Consider the following 20,252-nt stretch of genomic DNA (forward strand, 5'->3'; position numbering starts at 1 on the left):
ATGATCAGCCAAGGATGGCGCCAAACAGGGCAATCACTATGAAGAACAGCGGAATCCCAGCCATGACGAGGAGTACGGTCGTCATGTTCTGATCCCTGTAATGGAACACGTTGCCGTGATAGACAATCAAGAGCGATAGAACGAACAGCGTGGCGATAGCGCCTATAGCAGTCCCGAGATCCACGATACCTCCAGCCCAGTAAACCGATCAGCTTTCAGCCTACAACCTCCTGCGACACAAGGGTATGGTTCTTTTCGTTCGTTTTTTTTGCGTAGCTTTCTATGCCTGGTCGCGCCGCCTGCTGAGACTATCTTTTGTGGATTGTGTAACTATGAGGAATACGATATAGCCTACCCACGAGAAGAAAAGAATGGCTAGAAACCACCCGAATTTTGCGCCGCCGTGCGATCGTTCCGACACAAGAACATGAATAGCCGGGGCGAATACCGCAATCAGTATGATTAGCTGCCAGACGCTGATTCCGCCAAATCCCATAACACCACCTTCCTTGATTATTCGTTTAGACCTGTTTACCTATGCTGCTGAACGGCAGCATGTCCCGAACTTGACTACAGTCTTTTCTTGATATCGGCCAAGTCTTGCTGGATTTTTTCGAGCTGATCTCTCATATCAAAGCTACCCATGCCGCCAGCCTCAATATCGGCGACCTTTGCGGCCATCTTCTCGAAGATCGGGATGAGCGAGTCATAGAAGCCACTCACTGCTGATATACCGTACTGCTCCTCCCATCTCGGCAGTTCATCCTCGATTTCAAAGGTGAATTCCAGGCGAGCAAGAATCTCCGCATTCAAGCTGCGACCATTGGTTCTTGCGTATGACTCAAGCGCTTGTCGCATCCCTGTGGGCATGCGTAGCGGATACGGAGTTGGGCGTTTATCTTCCATCTGCGAAGTATGAGTCCAAATGGATCAAAAAAACCAGGGATTCCATTTGACTCCAACTATCAAGATATCTACTCTTTGATGGAGTCAAATTGAATCCAATGGAGGATCTATGAGCAAGCAGCGGATGAAACCGTTCCCAATACGCCCATCAACGGATGTAATGGAATGGCTGAGGGAAAAAGCCAAGCGTAACGAGCGGCCAGTCAATTATGTAGTGAACCGTATTCTTGAGAATGCGAAGCGTCGTGACGAGGAGGGATTGGTGTGAATGATATGATTACTAATGGCGACCATCTCACAATGTCCAGCCGGGAGGTTGCCGAACTTGTCGAGAAGCGGCATGACAACGTGAAGCGCACCATGGAAAGCCTATCAGAGAAAGGGCTGATCGCTTTTACTCAAACTGAGGAAAAGGCAACTGGCGGGCGTCCTGGAACTGTTTATCTAGTAGGGAAGAGAGACAGCTATGTTGTGGTTGCTCAACTTTCGCCTGAGTTCACAGCTCGTCTAGTTGACCGCTGGCAGGAACTGGAACAGCAAGCACAGACACACGCAGCGATCGACTTCAACGACCCAGCCAAACTCCGTGGCTACCTGTTACAGGCAACTGAAGAAATAGAAAAGCGCGACCAGAAGATCCTTTATCTAGCACCCAAAGCTGAAGCCCTGGACCGCATAGCTACCGCTGACGGCTCGCTCTGTATTACCAATGCGGCCAAAGATCTTCAGGTGAGACCCAAGGATCTGTTCAACTTCCTGTCGCACCGGAAATGGATCTACAAGCGTACCGGCAGTAGTAGTTGGACCGCATACCAGGACAAGATCCAGCAGGGCCTTCTGGAGCACAAGACAACGGAGGTAACCCGATCAGACGGGAGTAATAAGGTGACCGAACAGGTCAGGGTGACGCCGAAGGGTTTAACAAAGCTGGCCCGACTGGTAGCGGAAGGGGAAGTTGCATGACCGCAGCCACCAAAACGAAAAAGCCCTCAGCAGCTGCAACTGCCAAGGGCCCAGATATCCGAATAGTCCACTCGAAAGGAAAATCAGACATGAACAGTGTAACACAAGCGCAGCCGACCGAAAGCGAACTCTCCGAACGGGCATTTATAGTGGTAAATAACCTGAGCATGCTGTCAGCCCAAGGCGAAGTGATCGCCGATGTCTTCGCTATGGAGGATACGCTAGCAGCAATGAGTCGCGAGCAACTTCAGCTCGCCTTCTATGACCTTGCCAGGAAGCTAGAACAGATCAAGAACGGGCTGGATGATCTTTGAAGTTGGCAGATGGACGCCTTCGGGCGTCCTTTTTTGGCATGAATAATACCAGTCGCATATTGCGGTCGCTGACTACTTTCCCTTACCTTATCGCCTATACTGCAGGCAGCTAAATCCAACGGCCTGAGCCCGCCAGATTTGAATAGATTGTGGGCTATATGTGGGGCAAGTTTAAAAATCGCTCTACATCCCGCGCAATACGGGTATAGATCTACAATGGTTAATTAGGGTCATTAAACAAGAGTGAATAACAAAGGATGGGACGCTATGTTTCAAGACATGAACAAAATGCTTGATCAGTCGATGGGGCCTTTCAAGGAATTGGTCGATATTCAGACCAAAATGCTGGAAGAGCTGACGCGTCAGCAGATGGATTGTACCAAGGCCTGTATTGAAGCGACGGTCCAGCAGACCAAAGAGTTGCAGAAGTGCAAGAGTCCGGCCGACCTGCTGGAGCTGCAGAAGGCGTACGCCAAAGAGCTGGAAGATACCCTGCGTTCTGCCAACCAGCAAAACCTGACGGCGTTGACTGAAGCCCGTGAAGCGATGCAGAAGCTGACCGAAGGGGCTTTTGACCGATTTAACGCCGGGAAGTAATTCGGCCTTGCGTTAATACGCGCCATCCCCATAAAGCAGCCATAGGCTGCTTTTTGTTTTTAAAGTGATCGGAGAGTAAACCAATACATGGGTACCATAGGGCTTTTTTATGCCAGTACCACCGGGAATACCGAAGTGGTCGCTGAGCAGATAGCCGGGCTGCTGGGGAGTCAACGCGTTGATATGCATGACTTGGCCACGGATAGTTGTCTGCAGATGGAGAGCTATGACTATCTGGTTCTGGGCATCCCGACCTGGGATTACGGGGAGCTGCAGGAGGACTGGGATGCGATCTGGCCGGAACTTGAACAGCTCGATTTAACGGGGCGCAAGGTGGCGCTATTTGGATTGGGAGATCAGCTGGGCTACGGCGAGTGGTTCCTGGATGCCATGGGGTTACTGGGTGATCTGATACGGTCCCGGGGCGCCGAGTTGGTTGCTCCCTGGTCCGTGGACGGGTATCAGTTTGAGCAATCCAAGGCTCTGACGGCGGATGGAGCACACTTTGTCGGTCTGGCGATCGATGAGGACGGACAGCCCGGTGAGACCGCGAACCGAATCGCGCGTTGGGTGCCGGAGGTGCTCAGCGGTTTCGAGCTTTAAAAGACTTGATTGTGCGATGCGGAACCTCTTTAATCAACACTGTCTAATATAGCTCGTTAATCGTCTGACAGAAGGATACTGATCGATGAAGAAACTGCTTGCCGCGTCGGTTGCCGGCGCTTTGATGATGGGTTCACTGAATGTACAGGCTGCTGATGTGGAAGATGCTGTTGAGCATCGGCAGGGTATTTTCAGCGCTATGAAGTGGTACTTCGCGCCGATGGGCGCGATGATCAAGGGTGAAATTGATTACGATCAGGCGGAGTTTACCCGCCGGGCCGAGTTGCTATCTGCCCTGACTCACATGGCTGAAGAGGGGTTTGTGGCGAACTCCGCTGAAGGAACCGAGGCCAAACCTGAAATCTGGGAAAACATGGACAAATTCAGCGGTGGCTTTGATCAGCTGCAGTCCAACGCAGCGGCTTTGGTAGAGGCATCCAAATCCGGTGATATGGGTATGATCAAACCGGCGTTTGGCGAGGTTGCCAAAACCTGTAAGGGGTGCCACGACAACTTCCGTGAAGATTGATCGGCGGTTTTTTGTGGTGAGATGAAAAGGGCGCCCGATGGCGCCCTTTCTGGTTAAAGCCTCAGAGAAGGTTTAAAACGGTAAAGACCGCTACGGCAGGAATTACGGCGACCATAGCGCGATGCGCCGGGGCTGGGGGGCCTGCGTATTCATCCGCTACCGGCTTTTGACCATGGAGCATACCCTGAACCAGTCTTTCGCGCTTAAACCGCTGATGATAGACGACGCCGGCCAGATGCAACGCGACGGCAGCCAGAATGATATTGAATGTAGCCTTGTGCACTGTGGTCAGGGCTGAGGCAATGTCGCCACTGACGTACGCTGTGAGAGGGCCTTCAGTAAAGATATCATCGGTGGTAAACAGGCCGCTGCCGGCCTGAATCAGCCCCAATGTGAGCAGCGCGATCACCATCCAACCGCCGAGCGGGTTATGGCCCACATGGTGCGGTGCCTGGCCGCCAAGCAACTGTTTGAAGTAAGTCAGCGTAGCGCTTGGTGATACCAGAAAGCTTTTAAAGCGCGCATAGGGGCTGCCGGTAAATCCCCAGATAATACGGAATACAATCAGCGACAGGACCAGGTAGCCCGCCTGCATATGCAGATTCATCCAGTTTCCGCCCTCTTCTCCACTCCACCAGGCAAACAGAATGCTGGCGGCCAGTGTCCAATGGAAAATGCGGATAAAAATATCCCAGACCGGTCGTTGGGTGTGTTGTACGCAGGTATCCATCTCTTAGTGTCCTTAAGTTCCGTTAATCAGCAGATGACAGCCGATGCTGAGCAAGTATCCCAACAGGATCGCCCAACTCCATTTAAGATGAGTGACAAAGGTATAGGTTCCCGCAGCCTGTCCCATTAAAGCAACCCCGGCTGCGGAGCCAATTGCCAGCAGAGATCCACCGGTCCCCACGGTCAAGGTCACCAGTAGCCAGCCACTGAGTGACATCTGCGGGTTCATCTCCAGAACGGCAAACATGATGGGAATGTTGTCGAACATAGCGGAGATCACTCCAATCAGAGTGTTGGCACCCAGTGCGCCCAGCTCGCCGTAGAGAAATTCAGAGAGTCCATCCAGGTAGCCCAGGGTGGCGAGCCCGCCGATACATAAAACGATGCCGTAAAAAAACATCAGAGTATCCCAGGCCGAGCGTTCGACCACGCGAAACATATCGAAGCGCTGAACCACGCTGGTGTGATCACCGCGAATCTCGTGGTGAGAACCACCCAGATTGTCGCGGTGATGGTGACGGATATGGCCGTGTTCAAACAGGACAGGGTCATGTCGGCTGAGTAGATAGGCATAGAGCTTGACCAGCCCGAGTCCTGTCATCATTCCCAGTACCGGGGGAAGGTGAAGCTGGGCATGAACAAAAACCGAAAACGCGACTGTCGCTACAAAGAGGCCCATGATCCAGGTGGCGCCTTTTTTCATTCGCTGGCGGTTGTGACGGGCCTGGGGCGGGCCATCGGGGAGTTTGACACTGATAATTGCAGCCGGTACCAGCCAGTTCACCAGCGAGGGCACGATAAGCAGCAGAAATTCCACAAACTGTACCCGGCCTTGCTGCCAGACCATCAGCGAGGTGATATCGCCAAAGGGGCTGAAAACACCGCCGGCGTTAGCCGCTACCACGATGTTGATGCATCCCAGGGCGACAAACCGCGGCGTATGTCCGCCCACGGCCATGACCACCGCGCCCATCAGCAGAGCGGAGGACATATTATCGGCGATCGGAGATAGCAGAAATGTCAGGGTTCCTGTTAACCAGTATACCGTGCGCAGGGAGTAATCGCGGGAGATCAGCCAAGAGCGTAGAGCCACAAAAACGTGCCGCTCCTCCATCATATTGATAAACGTCATCGCCGAGAGCAGGAAAAGGAACAGTTCGGCATAATCGAGAATCGCTTTTTGCAGCTGAATGCCGGCTGTTGTTGTATCCCCCTGTGACGCATAGGCGAAGCCAACCAGTAACCAGATGATGCCGGCGGCAACGATGACCGGTTTTGATTTCTGCAGTCCGAAGCGGTCTTCGCCAACCACGAACAGGTAGCCGATGGCGAACACCAGCAGCGCCAGGTAGCCATAGCTCGTATCGGTCAGGTCCAGCAGTTCGGCCGGCTGATCCGGGATGAAAGCCTGTGCAGTACCTGGCAGGGCCAGAAGCAGCAGGGTAATAACGGCGGTCGTTGGAGGCATCGTGTTTGAGGCGTGCAGGCTACCCAAGAGTAGGATTCATTGTTCTACAGATTTCGGAATATGTCGATTTAACCGGTGACACTGGCGTACATAATTCAAACAAGGCGCGGGATCAGGTAGAATACGCTCCTTTTTCCAAGCAGTGAGTTTTTGACCCCCGATGGAAATCAATCCGATACTGAACAGCCTCAAGGATATCGGCGAGCGCACCGAACTGCTGCGTACCTACCTCGAATATGACGTGAAGAAAGAGCGCCTCGAGGAGGTGCAGCGTGAGCTCGAGGATCCCGAGGTCTGGAATAACCCGGAAAACGCACAGCAGCTGGGCCGTGAGCGGGCCAGCCTGGAGGCGGTGGTCGAGACAATCGATACGCTGACCAGCGGTGTTTCCGATGCCCGTGAATTGCTCGATCTGGCCGTCGAAGAAGAGGATGAGGACACCGTTGCCGAGGTGGAGTCCGAAGTTGAGTCACTCATCGAAAAACTGACTCAGCTCGAGTTTCGTCGCATGTTTTCCGGCGAAGCCGATGCCAATAATGCCTTCCTTGATATCCAGGCGGGCTCCGGCGGCACCGAGGCTCAGGACTGGGCCAATATGATGCTGCGTATGTACCTGCGCTGGGGCGAGGCAAAGGGCTTTAAAACCGAACTGATTGAAGTCTCCGATGGTGATGTGGCCGGCATCAAGTCCGCCACGATTCGCTTCGAAGGTGAGTATGCCTTTGGCTGGCTGCGCACTGAAACCGGCGTCCACCGCCTGGTGCGCAAGTCGCCGTTTGACTCCGGCGGTCGACGTCACACCTCGTTTGCGTCCGTGTTTGTCTCGCCCGAAATCGATGACAACGTCGATATCGAGATTAATCCAGCCGATCTGCGTGTCGACGTCTATCGAGCCTCCGGCGCCGGTGGTCAGCACGTCAACCGGACTGAGTCCGCAGTGCGTATTACCCACGAGCCCTCCGGTATCGTGGTGCAGAGCCAGTCTGCGCGTTCACAGCATCAGAACCGCGACACCTGTATGAAACAGCTGCGTGCGAAGCTCTACGAAATGGAAATGCTCAAGCGGCAGCAGGCAGCGCAGGAGGTTGAGGAAACCAAGGCTGATATCGGCTGGGGCAGCCAGATCCGTTCCTACGTACTGGATGACCAGCGTATCAAGGATCTGCGTACCAACGTTCAGACCTCCAACTGTGACCGTGTGCTCGACGGTGAGCTTGACCAGTTTATTGTGGCCAGCCTGAAGGCCGGGCTCTGATACGAGCTCCTATATTGTCCGATTTAAGCCGATTTTTAAGGTAAAGACCTGATGTCCGACAACGCTCAGACCAACACTCAGCAAGATGAAAACCGCCTGATCGCGGAGCGCCGCGAAAAGCTGGCTGCCCAGCGAGAACAGGGCAACGCTTTTCCTAATACCTTCCGTCGTGATGCCTATGCCGGTGATCTGCAGAAGACACATGGGGAGAAGAGCAAAGAGGAGTTGGCCGAAGCGGGTATCAAGGTGTCCGTGGCGGGGCGCATTATGCTTAACCGCGGCGCCTTCATGGTGCTGCAGGATATGAGTGGCCGTATCCAGCTGTACGTTACCAAGGAGGCGCGCCCCTTCGCCAAGTCCCTGGACTTGGGCGATATCATCGGTGTGACCGGTACCCTGCAGAAATCCGGCAAGGGTGACCTGTACGTGACACTGGACGAGTACCAGCTGCTGACCAAGAGCTTGCGCCCGCTCCCGGACAAGCACAAGGGCCTGCAGGACATGGAGATGCGCTACCGTCAGCGCTATGTGGACCTGATCACCAACGAACAGTCCCGTGAAGTGTTCGAAACCCGCTTCCGCATCATCGCTGCGATCCGTCAGTTCCTGGCCGAGCGCCGCTTCCTGGAAGTGGAAACACCCATGCTCCAGGCGATTCCCGGTGGCGCCTCGGCACGCCCGTTCGTGACCCATCACAACGCGCTGGATATCGATATGTACCTGCGTATCGCGCCGGAGCTGTACCTCAAGCGCCTGGTGGTGGGCGGGTTTGAGCGCGTGTTCGAGATCAACCGCAACTTCCGCAACGAAGGGCTCTCCACACGCCATAATCCAGAATTCACCATGATTGAGTTCTACCAGGCCTATGCCGATTACCACGATCTGATGGACCTGACTGAAGAGATGTTGCGCACTGTGGCGCAAAATGTGCTGGGTACGACCACCATCACCAACACTGTGCGCAATGAAGAGGGGGAGGTGCTGGAGTCGTTCGAGTATGACCTGGCCAAGCCGTTTACCCGCATGTCAGTATTTGATGCGATCCTGCACTTCAATCCGGATATTTCCGCTGAAGCGCTGGCCAATGAGCATGCGGCCCGCGAAATCGCTCAGCGTCTGGATATCGATGTGAAAGATGGCTGGGGCCTGGGCAAGATCCAGATCGAAATTTTTGAGGAGACCTGCGAGCACCGCCTGAAGCAACCAACCTTTATCACCGAGTATCCGACCGAAGTCAGCCCACTGGCCCGTCGCAGCGATGATAACCCGTTTGTTACCGACCGCTTCGAGTTCTTCGTCGGTGGTCGCGAGCTGGCCAACGGCTTCTCGGAGCTTAACGACGCCGAAGACCAGGCCGAGCGCTTCCGCAAACAGGTCGAAGAGAAAGACGCCGGTGATGATGAGGCGATGCACTACGATGCAGACTTCGTCAACGCACTGGAATATGGCTTGCCGCCGACCGCCGGTGAAGGGATCGGTATCGACCGTCTGGTTATGCTGTTTACCGATTCTGCATCGATCCGTGATGTGATTCTGTTTCCGGCCATGCGTCCTCGCGCGTGAGTCGAACTCAGGCAAGCGAAGTGAACACCCCAAGGCCGCCCTGTGCGGCCTTCTTTTTGGATCGATGTCATGGGTATCAAGCGTACACTGTTCCCCGAATCCTCCCGGACCCTGCCGGGTAAGCGCTATATCAGCCTGACTCTGCGGGGCCTGCACTTGGTAGGGGTCGCAGGCGTGGCGGGCCTGTTTCTGTTTCAACTGCCGTTCGAGCAGTGGCGGTTCTACGGTTTGCTGGCGTTGGTAAGCGGGGTGTTGATGATGGCGGTGGAGATCTGGGGCGATGGTGTGTGGCTGTTCCAGTTGCGTGGTCAGGCCGTTCTACTGAAGTTGGTTTTATTGGCCGTCGCGTTGATCTGGCCGGGTACAGCCGCTTTTAACTTTGTACTGATCGTGTTGATCTCCGCGTTCTTCTCCCATGCACCGGGCAAGATTCGGTACTATTCGCTCTGGCACGGCGAGGTAGTCAAGGCGCTGCGAACCGCCGACGGCCGGATCCGTGACAGCGGACAGCTCTAAACATGATCGATAGCGAGGTGAAGATGGCACTGGATAACGCCCCCAGCTGGAAGCCCCTGCTGGCGCCGGAGTTTGATAAACCCTACATGCAGAAACTAAAAGGGTTTCTTAAACAGCGTAAAGAACAGCATGTCACTATCTACCCACACTCCAGCAACTGGTTTCATGCGCTGGAGGCAACAGCGCTGGATAACGTGCGCGTGGTCATCATCGGACAGGATCCTTACCATCAGCCGGGCCAGGCTCATGGTCTCTGCTTTTCAGTTAAACCCGGCGTTAAAGTTCCTCCTTCGCTCGTCAATATCTATAAAGAGCTCCAGTCAGATCTTGGTATCACACCGGTGCGCCACGGGTATCTGGAGTCTTGGGCGCAGCAGGGGGTTCTTCTGCTGAACGCGGTACTTACGGTGGAAGATAGCAGCGCCAATGCGCATCAGGGCAAGGGCTGGGAGCAGTTCACCGATCGCATCATTCACCTGGTCAATGAGCAGTGCGAGCACGTCGTATTCATGCTCTGGGGCAGTTATGCCCAGAAAAAGGGGGCATTCATCGATCAGAACAAACATCTGGTGCTCAAAGCACCGCACCCGTCGCCGCTGTCGGCTCATCGGGGGTTTCTGGGCTGCAGACATTTTTCGCAGGCCAATGCCTGGTTAGAAACTCAGGGGCGGGAGCCCGTGAATTGGCAGCTGCCGGAAGATGTTTCCCGTTAGATATAGCAAGTGTGCCTTCGGAAGGGCAGCCTATTAATCAACAATAAAAAGGTAAAGCGATGTTCAGTCATGTAATGGTTGGCTCAAACGATATTGAGAAGTCCAAAGCGTTTTATGACGCTATCTTAAGCACTCTGGGTTATCCGGAGGGTGTGATCGATCAAAAGGGGCGTTGCTTTTATCTGAGTTCTGAAGGGACTTTTGCGATAACGGCTCCTATTGATGGTCAAAACGCCACGCCTGGAAATGGTATGACGATCGGCTTTAAGGTAAGCAGCCCAGAGCTGGTGCATGCCTGGCACGAGGCGGGGCTCGCCAGTGGGGGAACCCCCTGTGAGGAGCCGCCGGGTCTTCGAGAAACAGGCGGTCGTAAACTGTACCTGGCCTACTTGCGAGACCCCTCAGGCAATAAAATCTGTGCGACCCATTTCATGGGATAACGATCAGCGAATAACGCCACGCCCTGACGTCCAGCCGGCGTTGGGGCTCATTCATGTTTGCCTCCCTGCCCCCAGCTAACTATAACTGGGTAATTGCCGGTTAAAAATTCAATGCAGGCGGGCCGTTACCCTATGTTTAGTACCAGCCTGGTTGTCCTCACCCTGACTGTGTACATGCTGATTCTGTTTATTGCGGCGCAGGTGGCGGAAAAACGTCCTGCCGGCAGAACAGCATGGACGCCATACATCTATGCCTTTGCCCTAACGGTGTACTTCACGTCCTGGGGGTTCTACGGCAACGTGGGGTTTGCCGCTGAGTCCGGGTTGCTCTATCTGGGTACCGAAATCGGATCGATACTGGCGGTACTCGGTTGGTGGTACACGATCCGGCGCATTGTACGGATCAAAGAAAGCTACCATATCACCAATATCGCCGACTTTATTTCTGCACGTTATAACCGCTCGCAGGCTGTCGCCGGGCTCGTTACGGTAACAGCGCTGTTCGGTGTCATTCCCTACATCGCCCTGCAGCTGAAGTCGATCGTCTCCACTATCAGTGTCATCTTGCCGGTACGGGAGGAGGACTGGAGCGGCGTTGGGCTTTGGGTGATGCTGGCAATGATTGTCTTCACCGTCGTTTTCGGTGCGCGTCGGCTGGACCCCACCGAACGTCACCCCGGTGTGCTGGTGGTGCTCGCGCTGCAAGGGTTGGTGAAGCTTGTGGCGATTCTGATGATCGGTATCTTCGTGACCTGGATGCAGTATGACGGTTTTGGAGACCTCATTAATCGCCTTGAAACGGTGGGCCTTGAGCGCTTGATGTCGTTGCACCCTCCATCGGGATCCTTTGTGGGGGAGTGGATGGCACTGATTATCCTGGGAATGGTGGGGGTTCAATGTTTGCCCCGGCAGTTCCATCTGTTAGTTGTGGAAAACTCCCATGAACGGGATATTCTCACGGCAATTGGCATTTTCGTGCTGTATTACGTCATTTTTGACCTGTTTATTATACCGATAGCTGCGGCGGGCCTTCTGCAGGGGCTGTCGCCGGCTCAGGCGGATCAGTTTGTGCTGATCCTTCCGTATGCGGCCGGTGAAGGATGGTTGGCGTTGCTGGTGTTTATCGGCGGCTTTTCGGCCGCCAGTGGCATGATTGTTATCAGTGCCATGACGCTATCCACCATGGTAACCAACCATTTGATGCTGCCGGTTATCGAAGAAGTGCGGGGGCTTAACTTCCTGCGTCATCGTCTGCTCAAGCTGCGATGGCTGACGATCGTGCTGATTATCCTGAGCAGCTACCTGTTTGCCTGGGATTTCAGTGATAGCTACATGCTCGCCGCGATGGGCACAATAGCCTTTGTGGCGGTGCTTCAATTTGCGCCCCCCATGTTTGGCGGGATGTTTTGGCGTGGCGCAAACCGGATGGGTGCTATCGCGGGACTACTGGTGGGGCTGCTAACCTGGTTCTATACGCTGGTTATCCCGGCCTTCAGCCGGGAGGGGTGGTTCGGAACGCAGTGGTTGATCGATGGGCCGGCTCGTCTGGATTGGTTGCGGCCGGAGGCGTTGTTGGGGTTTGAGGCGCTATCTCCGCTCAGCCACAGTGTATTCTGGTCTCTGGCTCTGAATGTATTCAGTTTCGTTATTGGTTCCTGGCTGTACTCGCCCGCCAAACGGGAGCGCTTGCAGCTCGTAGAGTTTATGCAGGCATTGTCGCTGGGGCAGCGCGCTCAGGCCAGTCGTCCCACGGGGTTGGAGGCGTATATCCCCTTTCAGGCGAAGCGTGAGGAGGCCGTGCGGTTACTATCCCGCTATTTGCCGGAACATAAAGCCGCCCATGAGGTTGGGCAGATTGCACAGCTGTTACAAGGAGAGAAAAAGCGAAACATCACCATTATCGAGCTGGTGGAGTTTCATCGTATGCTTGAGGCGTGTCTGGCCGGTTCGATAGGCGCGGCGAGTGCTCATCGGGCGGTCGAGAGTGGTATCGGTTACAGCCAACAGGAGAAACGTGATCTTGAGGCTTTGCACAGTCATATCGGCTCGGAGCTCGGGACTTCTTCAGATTACCAGGCAGGTGGGTCGAAGGGGCGCTCCGCTGGGTTTGCGGATCTGAACGCAGCAGTCGAGCGTCAGAAAGCCGAGGTCGAGTCGCTCAAAGCTGAGGTTGCAAAGCTTCAGCGTAAGTTGGAAAAGTCTGATAATGAGCTTTTCAACCAGAGACTTCAGAACCAGAAGTTATCTCAGCAACTGCTTGAGCTGAGAAGGTCGGGAGGTGGTGAAGGGAACGAATGACCTGATGGTTTTTGGGGGCCGGCCCGCGGGCTTGAGGGCCGGCGCCGAGGGATGTTAACGCTTGCTTTCAAACATCCGGGGATCCAGGGTATATGGCAGCTCCAGCAGCTTAACTACAGGGCCGTCCTGAGTGGCAAGGTGGAGCTCTGCGTTCTCGGCCTGCTCCTTGGTGATCACAGCCAGCATCTCATAGCCGCTGTCGCCGGTCGGAGCGGCTATGACGATCTGGCCGATGTTTTCTTTCTCGGTGGTATGCAGAGCCTGGCCGGGTTCTGGGCATTCCGATGCACTCACAGCGACACGGTACATCGGTTTTTTGAGGATGCCGCGGTGTTGCAGTCGAGTCACGACCTCCTGGCCGGTATAGCAGCCTTTATTGAAGCTGACACCTTCGAACGCCTGCAGGTTGGTCATCTGTGGGATAAAAGCTTCCGACGTACTTGCGCAGACATCGGGGACGGCAGCGCGGATCTCTTGCAATAACCAGTCATCGGTACCCGCCAGTTGAACCGAGTCACCGAGTTCGTTCAAGATCGTTGCGGCTTCTGCTGCCGGCAGCCAGCATTCAAAACGATCTACACCGGGGACGCGGACCAGTAAGCGCTCGCCCTCGCAGCTGACCTCATCCACGCACTCGGGCGGCTTGCTGACCAGTTTGGAGGCAATCTCGGCTGCCCCCGTACCAAACAGCCCGATGCCGACCAGTTCGTCGTTCAGATCCGCCTCCGCTTTGGAGAAGAGGATATATTTCTTCAGTGTGGGCAGCGCCTTGTCCAGGTTGTCAGAACGGGTACGCAGCCAGAAGGTATCCAGTGAGCGTTTCATGACACGGAACAGGCTGATCATGTGGCCCTTGATATTGCAGTGGGCGCCCAGGCGGCTGCCGAGTTTGTCGACATCGGCAATATCGCAGCTGAGCTGGCCCTGCAGAAACTTTTCGGTTTCCGGCCCGATGATCTCGATGATCCGGTGCTGAGTCAGGGGAGCCACTGCTGTTCCGGTGCCGTCATAGGGCACTTGGGGTGTGGCCTTAGCCTCATCGTCCAAGGTGTAGCCCAAGTGAGAAAGCGTATCCTGCCAAGCTGTGTTCATGTCGTCGCCTTTCTATCCGGTTTAACTGTTTTATTGGGTCGAAGATGACGAATTAAAGGTCCCGATCCGCCGCCCCAGTGTGACTTTGGACTGTGGCTGCAAACTCTGTTCCCATTCCATGACTTGGGGGCCGAATGCCAGGATAACCGTCGATCCGAGATAAAAACGTCCCATCTCTTCACCTTTTTTCAGGTGGATCGGTTTCGGTGCGGAGCGGCTGTAGAGATGCTGTGGTTCACGGTTGCGGGGGGCAACCTGGCCGCTCCAGACGGTCTCGATCCCGGCCACGATCATGGCACCCACCAAAACCATTGCCATGGGCCCGCGGTCGGTATCAAAAATGGTCACCAGACGTTCGTTGCGGGCAAACAGATTATCCACATTGGCCGCTGTCGTGCTGTTTACGGAAAAGAGGTCACCGGGGATATAGATTGCTTCGCGCAATGTGCCATCCACGGGCATATGGACCCGGTGATAATCCCGCGGTGAAAGGTAGAGGGTTGCGAAAGAGCCGTTGATGAAGGGCTCGGACCGTGCCATCTCCCCACCAAGCAGGGTGGTCAGGCTGTAACCCCGGCCCTTGGCCTGGATGACCCGGCCGTGATGCAAAGGTCCGGCTTGACTGACTACACCGTCGCAGGGGGATACCAGAGCATCTTCCATGTTATCGATAGAACGGGCATCGGGTTTCAGGGCGCGGGTGAAAAAAGCGTTAAAGCTCGGGTAGGCAGTTGGATTCTCCTCGGCCGCCTCGCTCATATCGATCTGATAATGGTGATGAAAGCGACGGATAAACAGGTTTTTGATCCAGCGCGTGCGGCAGGACGCTATCCGGCCAACGATACGAGAGAGCAGATGTTGCGGTACCAGGTGCTGGAACAGGATAAACAGCGTGTCTTTCAAACCAATCACTCTCCGAGTAATGTTCAGCGTTCGACCGGCAGGTCCGGGGTATTGCCCCATTCAAACCAGGAGCCGTCATAGCAGCGTATGTCACCGAGGCCTGCCCAGCGACCGGCCAGCCAGGTCAGCCCCGATCGACGGTGTGTCTGACAATGAGTCACCAGCGTTGTTGCATCGGCAAGGCCCGCAGCCTCAATTTTTTCGCGAATAATCTCGGGAGCCAGCAGCCTCGGCACTGGCCCCGGTTCAATCAGGTCGGTCCACTCCAGCCAACGCGCGCCGGGCAGGTGACCGCCCACTTTGGCGTTAACGACTTTTTCACCGTTGTACTCCTCGGCACTGCGAGCATCCCAGACCTTGACCGACGGATCTGAGAGGTGCGTCATCAACCAGGGGATATCAACGACTAAGCCGCTTTGCAACCGGGCTTCAAAGTGGCTCGGCTCAGGCGTGTTGGCCTGGCTTTCGACTGGCAGTGCCAGTGCTTCCCACCCAGCCAGCTGGCCGTTGAGAACGCTGGCACGTCTGTGGCCGATACAGGCCAGCGTCCAGACCAATCGCCCCGCCCAGGGCCCCAGCTGGTCATCATAGGCGACAACCTGAGTGTCCTCGGTCAGGCCAAGCCGTGATAACCGTTCGCTGAGCTGAGCGGCCGAGGGGAGCTTGTTGGGTATCGGGGGCTCGCCCGACAGCAGATCTTTCGGATCCATGCGCACGGCGCCGGGGATATGGGCGCGTTGGTAGTTCTCTTCGCTGGAGAGGTCAATAATCAGTAGATTGTCGCGGCTTATTGCTGAGTGGAGGGCCTGTGGCTCTATCACCAGTGGCAGTGCGGTCAAAGTGACTCTCCCAATACAGTTGGATAATTAACGGCCGTTGCCTATGTTTTTGAGGGCATGCGATGCCGCCGTGCAGAGTTTGCGGAAGTGTCTCTGGTGGAACTCGGTCAACTCACCACTGAAGTCCCTTCGGTCCGCATAAATGATTGCGACCGGCGTGCCATCGCGAAAAATCGACATCAGCAGGCAGTCATCTTCCCCGAACCAGCCCCGCAGGTCCCGGGGCAGGTTAGCACGAATCTGTTTGCGATTATGCGCCCCGATCGCAAGGGCGGCCGGCTTCTCGCAAAGCTTAGCCAACAGGCTGGGTTGTTTCAGGTCAACGTCGAGGGTGGCCAGCGGATCTTCATGCTCGATTCCCATGCCGCGGGCCGCTTTTAGCTGACCGGTTTTATTCTGTACCAGGAACAGAATGACGCGTTCCAGCCCCAGGCCCCGGTGCAGGCCTTGAATCAGGCCCTGAAGAATATGGGCCGGTTTTGTGTATAGTTCGTAGCCTTTCTGAAATCGCTCAAGCACCTGCTGGTAAATATGAGGTGTCAACAGGACCGGTTCTTCAGGCGTTTCTGGGGGCTCTTCCGGTATCGGCTCTTCGTTGGGCATAGGAGCAGGGAACTTTTCTTCGTAGACTTGAAGTTCTTTTGGGCTGAGCCGGTGAGGGAGGCGTCCGGCCCCCGGCAGCAGTATGAGTTCGGCCGCCGGCGTCATTATTCCCGGAACATGGTAGGCACGTGCCGCTTCAGCGCAGTTTGTGTGCAAACGTGCCATGGTATCGGCCAGAGGCATATCCAGATAATCGCTGATGATGTCAAACATGCGAGCCGCCCGCGGATGGTCCCAGCCGCGGCCGACTGTTAGTGTCATCCAGTTCGCCAGTTTGACTGGAAAGTAGTGTTGCTGCACCAGATGGTTGAGTGTGCGCAGGTCTTTACCCTCTATGCGCGGATCCTTCAGCGCGCGCATATGCAGTTGTTTGAGAGTAGACAGCGAGGGCGATGTATCGTGGTCGAGCGAGTTGACCGTCAGTTCGGTCAGCTTCCAGTTATCGGCCAGCGCTTTGCCCAGCTCTTGAGTTGTGCAGCCGAAAATGCGCCGCTCCGCTTCCACCGGACTGGCGTTATCTTCGATCACGGCAATTTGAAACGTATCTTTGTGGAGGGGTGCATAAAGCCAGAGCATCCAATGCACCAGTCCGTAGAAGAGAGCAGCCAGACGTGCTTCTTCGGCATAGGGCAGCTGCTTGTAATTCACCCAGTCAGCGGCTTGAACAGAGGCATGCTGGCTGGTCGCGATAGAGCGGAAGAAACTCCGTTGGGCGACACTGTGGGCATGCAGTTTGATCGTCTCAAGCTCACGGGTGAGTTGCTCGATCTGATCGAAGCCCAGCGAAGCGATGGCATGATCGACACTGGTGACGGTGGAGCCTTTTGCCTCGTGGCGTCCCTGGGCCAGACGGGTGACGTGCAGTGAAAGTACCGGGTCCTGACGCACCTGATGACCCAGCTGGACCAGTGTCGTGCGATCGTCAGCCATTGCACGCTTCAGCCGCACCAGTGTACTGGCGCGTACCGGCAGAGTCTTCTCGCTGAGGTATGTGCTCCAGTCTTCCAGGCCAAATAGTTTGGCGCTACTGCTCATGCCATCGCTTCCGTTGTTAAGATCTCGTTGGGGCTTAGCTGTTTCGAATCTGACCGTCGTCGAGCGACGCCAAGATCTGCTGATAACTGTCGAATCGGCTGGGGCTGATTTTGCCCTGCTCCAGTGCTTCTATAAAGGCGCAACCGGGCTCGCTTTGATGACGGCAGTCACGAAAACGGCAAAGTCCGTGCAGCTCGCGCAGTTCCGGGAAGCCTTCCACAACCTGCGATGGCTCTATGTGCCAGAGCGCAAACTCGCGAATTCCCGGTGAGTCGATCAGGTCTCCCCCCTCGGGGAAGTGAAAAAGCCGTGCCGTGGTAGTCGTATGACGCCCTTTGCGTGTCTGCTCCGACAGTTCGCCGACTTTCAAGTCAACGCCGGGGAGCAGCTTGTTGATCAGCGACGATTTGCCGACACCGGATTGACCCACAAAGACGCTGGTGTGTCCCCTGAGCAATGTCTTGAGTGGATCCAGTCCGTGATCCAGAGTGGTGGAGACCCGCAGGACCTGGTAGCCAATCCGTTCATACTCAGCGAGCAGTGGCGGCAGGTAGGCGCCGCGCTCGGTCTCGAGCAGGTCCGTCTTGTTGAGTAACAGCACCGGCTCAATGCCGCAGGCCTCGGCCGCTACCAGATATCGATCGATCAGGTTGGGGTGAGCACGAGGCTCCACGGCAAATACAACCACGATATAGTCGATATTGGCGGCAACCGGTTTTAACTCGCCCAGATTGTTGGGGCGTTTGAGCTCCGACCGTCTCGGGTTGGTCGCGACGACGACGCCACCATCATTGGAGGCACGCCAGACCACCTGATCACCGGTGACCAGCTGACCGAGGTGAGTACGCATATGACAGCGGTAAATTTCGCCACGGGACTCGCCGCTCAGCGCTTCAACATCCACCGTGCGGCCAAAGTGGGAGATGATCAGACCGGGCTGTTCAGGGCCCAGATCGCCGCCTTCGAGCTGAGAGTCCAGCTGTTCATCCAACCGTTCTGCACGGCGCGCGCGTTCCTCCTGGATCTTGTTAACACGCCAAGCCTGGCGTCTGGTCAGCTTTCGTTTCGCCATCGTCTCCAGCGTTACCCCGCAGTGACTTGAATTGATGTGCTAAGGTATTCGAAAATCAGCAAAATTTACAGCGTTTGCACGGGAGAGGCTGCCGATGGCGCGCGATCAAAACCTGGTTTGGGTTGATCTGGAAATGACCGGACTGATTCCGGAAAAGGACCGAATTATTGAAATGGCGGCCATCATTACCGATGCCGATCTTAACGTGATTGCCGAGGGGCCGGTGATCTGTGTCCATCAGTCGAATGAGCTGTTGGATCAGATGGATGAGTGGTGTACCCGCACTCATGGGCAATCGGGCTTAACCGCGCGCGTGAAGGCGAGTACGACGACTGAGGCGGAAGCGGAGCAGATGATGCTGGCGTTCATCGCTCAGCACGTCGATAAGGGCGTATCCCCCATGTGCGGTAACAGCATTGGTCAGGACCGGCGTTTTCTCTACCGTTACATGCCAGAACTGGAAGCTTTCTTTCACTACCGCAATCTGGATGTGAGCACGGTCAAGGAGCTGGCCAAGCGCTGGAAGCCCGATATTCTCAAGGGGATCAAGAAAACCGGCACCCATCTGGCGTTGGATGATATCCGTGAATCAATCGAGGAGCTGCGTTACTACCGCAGTCACTTTTTCTCGCTCTGAGTCGATGGGTGTTCCAGTATTGGCAGGGGTGTGGGGCGTGAGTCTGTGCGCAGACGTTCGAGCGCCCAGTCGATATGCTCCTGTACCAGCGGGCTGGACGCATCGCGTTTGGCCTTGAGTGCTCTGATAACCCATTCGCCCCCGGCAGAGTTGCCCAGCGCCACCGCCAGGTTGCGCTGCCAGCCCTGGTAACCGGTTCGGCGAATGGCGGAGCCCTCGGTCTTGTTCAGAAATGTTGCTTCATCCCAGTTGAACAGTGACAGCAGATCCAGCGTATCCAGCTGATGACGCGGTTTGAAGTCATCCTCGGCAGAGCGTTTGGCAAAGCGGTTCCAGGGGCAGATCAGCTGACAGTCGTCGCAGCCGAAGATCCGGTTGCCCATTTTGGGTCTTAACGGCTCAGGAATACTGCCGCTGTATTCGATGGTCAGGTATGAGATGCAGCGACGGGCATCCAATACACCGGGCTGCGGAAAGGCTTGCGTTGGGCAGATATCCAGGCAGGCGGTGCAGCGCCCGCAATGGTTTTGAGTCTCCGGCGGGTCTACCGGTAATGGCAGATTGGTGAACAGTTCGCCGAGAAAAAACAGCGATCCTGCACGGCGGTTTAGCAGCAGTGTGTTTTTGCCGATCCAGCCCAATCCGGCATTTCGCGCCAGTGGGCGTTCCAGAATCGGGGCGCTGTCCACGAAGGGGCGAAACTGCACCTGAGCTTCGGAGCCCACCTGCTGTTCTAGCCAACGACCAAGTGTTTTAAGGCGCTGGCGTACCAGCTTGTGATAATCCCGACCCAGCGCGTAGCGAGCGATGTAGGCCTTGTCGGGCGAGGCGAGAACATCCAGAGTGGCCACCGAAGGGGGCAGGTAGTCTATGCGGAAAATGATAATACGTTCAGTGCCTGGCAGTAGCTGGCGTGGGTCGGTCCGCTTATCAAAGTGGTTTTCCAGGTAGTCCATCTCGCCGTGAAAGCCGGACGCAAGCCAGCGCTTTAGCTGGTCCGCTTCCAGGCGTGCATCGGGGTAGGTGATCGCGCACTGCTGAAAACCCAGGTCGGCTGCCTGCTGTTTGAGTTCTCTGGCCAGCTGGGCCAGTGTCGAGTCGTCAAGGTTGACGGTGTTTGCCTGAGTAAAGGTCTGTTCCACTATAATGCGTGCAGAGTTAACAGGGGTGTGGGAGT

General features: G+C 55.6%; 23 protein-coding genes. 13 read left to right on the plus strand and 10 right to left on the minus strand.

The genetic code is table 11. From position 1 onward, the window contains the following. Positions 1 to 4: 4 nt before the first annotated feature. Both G403_RS0115000 and G403_RS0115010 read right to left on the minus strand, forming a co-directional pair. Positions 5 to 184 (minus strand): hypothetical protein, encoded by a 180-nt coding sequence (locus G403_RS0115000; RefSeq protein ID WP_027854708.1) that lies wholly within the window; start codon positions 182 to 184, stop codon positions 5 to 7. Between the two features lie 386 nt (positions 185 to 570). Further along, positions 571 to 906 (minus strand): Arc family DNA-binding protein, encoded by a 336-nt coding sequence (locus G403_RS0115010; RefSeq protein WP_084404059.1) that lies wholly within the window; start codon positions 904 to 906, stop codon positions 571 to 573. Between the two features lie 109 nt (positions 907 to 1,015). On the opposite strand from G403_RS0115010, the gene G403_RS25335 reads away from it, so the two are divergent. The 6 genes from G403_RS25335 (at position 1,016) to G403_RS0115040 (ending at position 3,912) form a co-directional block, all read left to right on the plus strand. Then, the gene (locus G403_RS25335; RefSeq protein ID WP_156899721.1) at positions 1,016 to 1,174 is read left to right on the plus strand and encodes a DNA-binding protein; all 159 of its coding nucleotides are present in this window, start codon (positions 1,016 to 1,018) and stop codon (positions 1,172 to 1,174) included. A 5-nt stretch (positions 1,175 to 1,179) separates the two neighbouring features. Continuing rightward, on the plus strand, positions 1,180 to 1,869 hold the full coding sequence (locus G403_RS0115020) for a phage antirepressor KilAC domain-containing protein (RefSeq protein WP_036234063.1): 690 nt from the start codon (positions 1,180 to 1,182) through the stop codon (positions 1,867 to 1,869). 89 nt (positions 1,870 to 1,958) lie between these two features. Next, positions 1,959 to 2,183 carry a hypothetical protein gene (locus tag G403_RS0115025; RefSeq protein WP_156899722.1) on the plus strand — a complete coding sequence of 75 codons (225 nt, stop codon included), beginning with the start codon at positions 1,959 to 1,961 and terminating at the stop codon, positions 2,181 to 2,183. A 267-nt stretch (positions 2,184 to 2,450) separates the two neighbouring features. Then, positions 2,451 to 2,780, plus strand: a complete 330-nt coding sequence (locus G403_RS0115030; protein ID WP_027854712.1) for a phasin family protein — start codon at positions 2,451 to 2,453, stop codon at positions 2,778 to 2,780. Between the two features lie 87 nt (positions 2,781 to 2,867). Further along, positions 2,868 to 3,383, plus strand: a complete 516-nt coding sequence (fldB, locus tag G403_RS0115035) for a flavodoxin FldB (protein ID WP_027854713.1) — start codon at positions 2,868 to 2,870, stop codon at positions 3,381 to 3,383. A gap of 85 nt (positions 3,384 to 3,468) precedes the next feature. Further along, the gene (locus G403_RS0115040; protein ID WP_027854714.1) at positions 3,469 to 3,912 is read left to right on the plus strand and encodes a c-type cytochrome; all 444 of its coding nucleotides are present in this window, start codon (positions 3,469 to 3,471) and stop codon (positions 3,910 to 3,912) included. Between the two features lie 61 nt (positions 3,913 to 3,973). Here the strand turns inward: G403_RS0115040 and G403_RS23535 are convergent, their stop codons facing one another. Further along, positions 3,974 to 4,642, minus strand: coding sequence for a cytochrome b/b6 domain-containing protein (locus G403_RS23535; protein WP_036234040.1), 669 nt, complete (start codon positions 4,640 to 4,642; stop codon positions 3,974 to 3,976). A 12-nt stretch (positions 4,643 to 4,654) separates the two neighbouring features. Continuing rightward, positions 4,655 to 6,109 carry a sodium:proton antiporter NhaD gene (gene nhaD, locus G403_RS0115050; protein WP_027854715.1) on the minus strand — a complete coding sequence of 485 codons (1,455 nt, stop codon included), beginning with the start codon at positions 6,107 to 6,109 and terminating at the stop codon, positions 4,655 to 4,657. 160 nt (positions 6,110 to 6,269) lie between these two features. Here nhaD and prfB point away from each other — a divergent pair, with 160 nt between their 5' ends. From prfB to G403_RS0115080, 6 genes are all read left to right on the plus strand, one after another. Beyond that, on the plus strand, positions 6,270 to 7,364 hold the full coding sequence (prfB, locus tag G403_RS0115055) for a peptide chain release factor 2 (RefSeq protein ID WP_027854716.1): 1,095 nt from the start codon (positions 6,270 to 6,272) through the stop codon (positions 7,362 to 7,364). A 51-nt stretch (positions 7,365 to 7,415) separates the two neighbouring features. Continuing rightward, on the plus strand, positions 7,416 to 8,927 hold the full coding sequence (gene lysS / locus G403_RS0115060) for a lysine--tRNA ligase (protein WP_027854717.1): 1,512 nt from the start codon (positions 7,416 to 7,418) through the stop codon (positions 8,925 to 8,927). Positions 8,928 to 8,996: 69 nt separating this feature from the next. Beyond that, positions 8,997 to 9,443: a hypothetical protein gene (locus G403_RS0115065; RefSeq protein WP_027854718.1), complete on the plus strand. Its 447-nt coding sequence runs from the start codon at positions 8,997 to 8,999 to the stop codon at positions 9,441 to 9,443. 23 nt (positions 9,444 to 9,466) lie between these two features. Beyond that, positions 9,467 to 10,156 carry a uracil-DNA glycosylase gene (ung, locus tag G403_RS0115070; RefSeq protein WP_027854719.1) on the plus strand — a complete coding sequence of 230 codons (690 nt, stop codon included), beginning with the start codon at positions 9,467 to 9,469 and terminating at the stop codon, positions 10,154 to 10,156. Between the two features lie 59 nt (positions 10,157 to 10,215). After that, the gene (locus tag G403_RS0115075) at positions 10,216 to 10,596 is read left to right on the plus strand and encodes a VOC family protein (RefSeq protein ID WP_027854720.1); all 381 of its coding nucleotides are present in this window, start codon (positions 10,216 to 10,218) and stop codon (positions 10,594 to 10,596) included. 132 nt (positions 10,597 to 10,728) lie between these two features. Continuing rightward, complete coding sequence (locus G403_RS0115080) at positions 10,729 to 12,894, plus strand: solute carrier 5/6 family protein (RefSeq protein WP_027854721.1); 2,166 nt, start codon at positions 10,729 to 10,731, stop codon at positions 12,892 to 12,894. A gap of 54 nt (positions 12,895 to 12,948) precedes the next feature. On the opposite strand, the gene ygfZ is transcribed toward G403_RS0115080, so the two are convergent. From ygfZ to rsgA, 5 genes are read right to left on the minus strand one after another with little or no spacing between them, the layout of a single operon-like run. Beyond that, complete coding sequence (gene ygfZ, locus G403_RS0115085) at positions 12,949 to 13,986, minus strand: CAF17-like 4Fe-4S cluster assembly/insertion protein YgfZ (protein ID WP_051299106.1); 1,038 nt, start codon at positions 13,984 to 13,986, stop codon at positions 12,949 to 12,951. A 30-nt stretch (positions 13,987 to 14,016) separates the two neighbouring features. Then, a complete protein-coding gene (asd, locus tag G403_RS0115090) occupies positions 14,017 to 14,889 on the minus strand; it encodes an archaetidylserine decarboxylase (RefSeq protein ID WP_027854723.1) in 873 nt (290 codons plus the stop codon). Positions 14,890 to 14,912: 23 nt separating this feature from the next. Further along, the gene (locus G403_RS0115095; protein ID WP_027854724.1) at positions 14,913 to 15,728 is read right to left on the minus strand and encodes a sulfurtransferase; all 816 of its coding nucleotides are present in this window, start codon (positions 15,726 to 15,728) and stop codon (positions 14,913 to 14,915) included. A gap of 27 nt (positions 15,729 to 15,755) precedes the next feature. Beyond that, positions 15,756 to 17,366 carry an HDOD domain-containing protein gene (locus tag G403_RS0115100; RefSeq protein WP_027854725.1) on the minus strand — a complete coding sequence of 537 codons (1,611 nt, stop codon included), beginning with the start codon at positions 17,364 to 17,366 and terminating at the stop codon, positions 15,756 to 15,758. A 34-nt stretch (positions 17,367 to 17,400) separates the two neighbouring features. Beyond that, positions 17,401 to 18,438 carry a small ribosomal subunit biogenesis GTPase RsgA gene (gene rsgA / locus G403_RS0115105; RefSeq protein WP_027854726.1) on the minus strand — a complete coding sequence of 346 codons (1,038 nt, stop codon included), beginning with the start codon at positions 18,436 to 18,438 and terminating at the stop codon, positions 17,401 to 17,403. A 94-nt stretch (positions 18,439 to 18,532) separates the two neighbouring features. Here rsgA and orn point away from each other — a divergent pair, with 94 nt between their 5' ends. Continuing rightward, positions 18,533 to 19,075, plus strand: a complete 543-nt coding sequence (gene orn, locus G403_RS0115110; RefSeq protein WP_027854727.1) for an oligoribonuclease — start codon at positions 18,533 to 18,535, stop codon at positions 19,073 to 19,075. Here the strand turns inward: orn and queG are convergent. Then, a complete protein-coding gene (gene queG, locus G403_RS23540; protein WP_051299108.1) occupies positions 19,057 to 20,217 on the minus strand; it encodes a tRNA epoxyqueuosine(34) reductase QueG in 1,161 nt (386 codons plus the stop codon). The two genes, orn and queG, sit on opposite strands and share 19 nt — an antisense overlap. Positions 20,218 to 20,252 lie beyond the last annotated feature (35 nt).

The sequence above is a fragment of the Marinobacterium litorale DSM 23545 genome (genome assembly GCF_000428985.1).
Taxonomy (GTDB): domain Bacteria; phylum Pseudomonadota; class Gammaproteobacteria; order Pseudomonadales; family Balneatricaceae; genus Marinobacterium_D; species Marinobacterium_D litorale.

Excerpts from the sequence above, each read along its gene's own strand:
- lysS (WP_027854717.1), top strand. The coding sequence starts at position 7,416 with ATGTCCGACAACGCTCAGACCAACACTCAGCAAGATGAAAACCGCCTG.
- G403_RS0115080 (WP_027854721.1), top strand. The coding sequence starts at position 10,729 with ATGTTTAGTACCAGCCTGGTTGTCCTCACCCTGACTGTGTACATGCTG.
- G403_RS0115030 (WP_027854712.1), top strand. The coding sequence starts at position 2,451 with ATGTTTCAAGACATGAACAAAATGCTTGATCAGTCGATGGGGCCTTTC.
- G403_RS0115075 (WP_027854720.1), top strand. The coding sequence starts at position 10,216 with ATGTTCAGTCATGTAATGGTTGGCTCAAACGATATTGAGAAGTCCAAA.
- G403_RS0115065 (WP_027854718.1), top strand. The coding sequence starts at position 8,997 with ATGGGTATCAAGCGTACACTGTTCCCCGAATCCTCCCGGACCCTGCCG.
- G403_RS0115040 (WP_027854714.1), top strand. The coding sequence starts at position 3,469 with ATGAAGAAACTGCTTGCCGCGTCGGTTGCCGGCGCTTTGATGATGGGT.
- ygfZ (WP_051299106.1), bottom strand. The coding sequence starts at position 13,986 with ATGAACACAGCTTGGCAGGATACGCTTTCTCACTTGGGCTACACCTTG.
- orn (WP_027854727.1), top strand. The coding sequence starts at position 18,533 with ATGGCGCGCGATCAAAACCTGGTTTGGGTTGATCTGGAAATGACCGGA.
- ung (WP_027854719.1), top strand. The coding sequence starts at position 9,467 with ATGGCACTGGATAACGCCCCCAGCTGGAAGCCCCTGCTGGCGCCGGAG.
- nhaD (WP_027854715.1), bottom strand. The coding sequence starts at position 6,109 with ATGCCTCCAACGACCGCCGTTATTACCCTGCTGCTTCTGGCCCTGCCA.
- prfB (WP_027854716.1), top strand. The coding sequence starts at position 6,270 with ATGGAAATCAATCCGATACTGAACAGCCTCAAGGATATCGGCGAGCGC.
- G403_RS0115025 (WP_156899722.1), top strand. The coding sequence starts at position 1,959 with ATGAACAGTGTAACACAAGCGCAGCCGACCGAAAGCGAACTCTCCGAA.
- G403_RS0115010 (WP_084404059.1), bottom strand. The coding sequence starts at position 906 with ATGGAAGATAAACGCCCAACTCCGTATCCGCTACGCATGCCCACAGGG.
- G403_RS0115020 (WP_036234063.1), top strand. The coding sequence starts at position 1,180 with ATGATTACTAATGGCGACCATCTCACAATGTCCAGCCGGGAGGTTGCC.
- rsgA (WP_027854726.1), bottom strand. The coding sequence starts at position 18,438 with ATGGCGAAACGAAAGCTGACCAGACGCCAGGCTTGGCGTGTTAACAAG.
- G403_RS23535 (WP_036234040.1), bottom strand. The coding sequence starts at position 4,642 with ATGGATACCTGCGTACAACACACCCAACGACCGGTCTGGGATATTTTT.
- fldB (WP_027854713.1), top strand. The coding sequence starts at position 2,868 with ATGGGTACCATAGGGCTTTTTTATGCCAGTACCACCGGGAATACCGAA.
- G403_RS25335 (WP_156899721.1), top strand. The coding sequence starts at position 1,016 with ATGAGCAAGCAGCGGATGAAACCGTTCCCAATACGCCCATCAACGGAT.
- G403_RS0115100 (WP_027854725.1), bottom strand. The coding sequence starts at position 17,366 with ATGAGCAGTAGCGCCAAACTATTTGGCCTGGAAGACTGGAGCACATAC.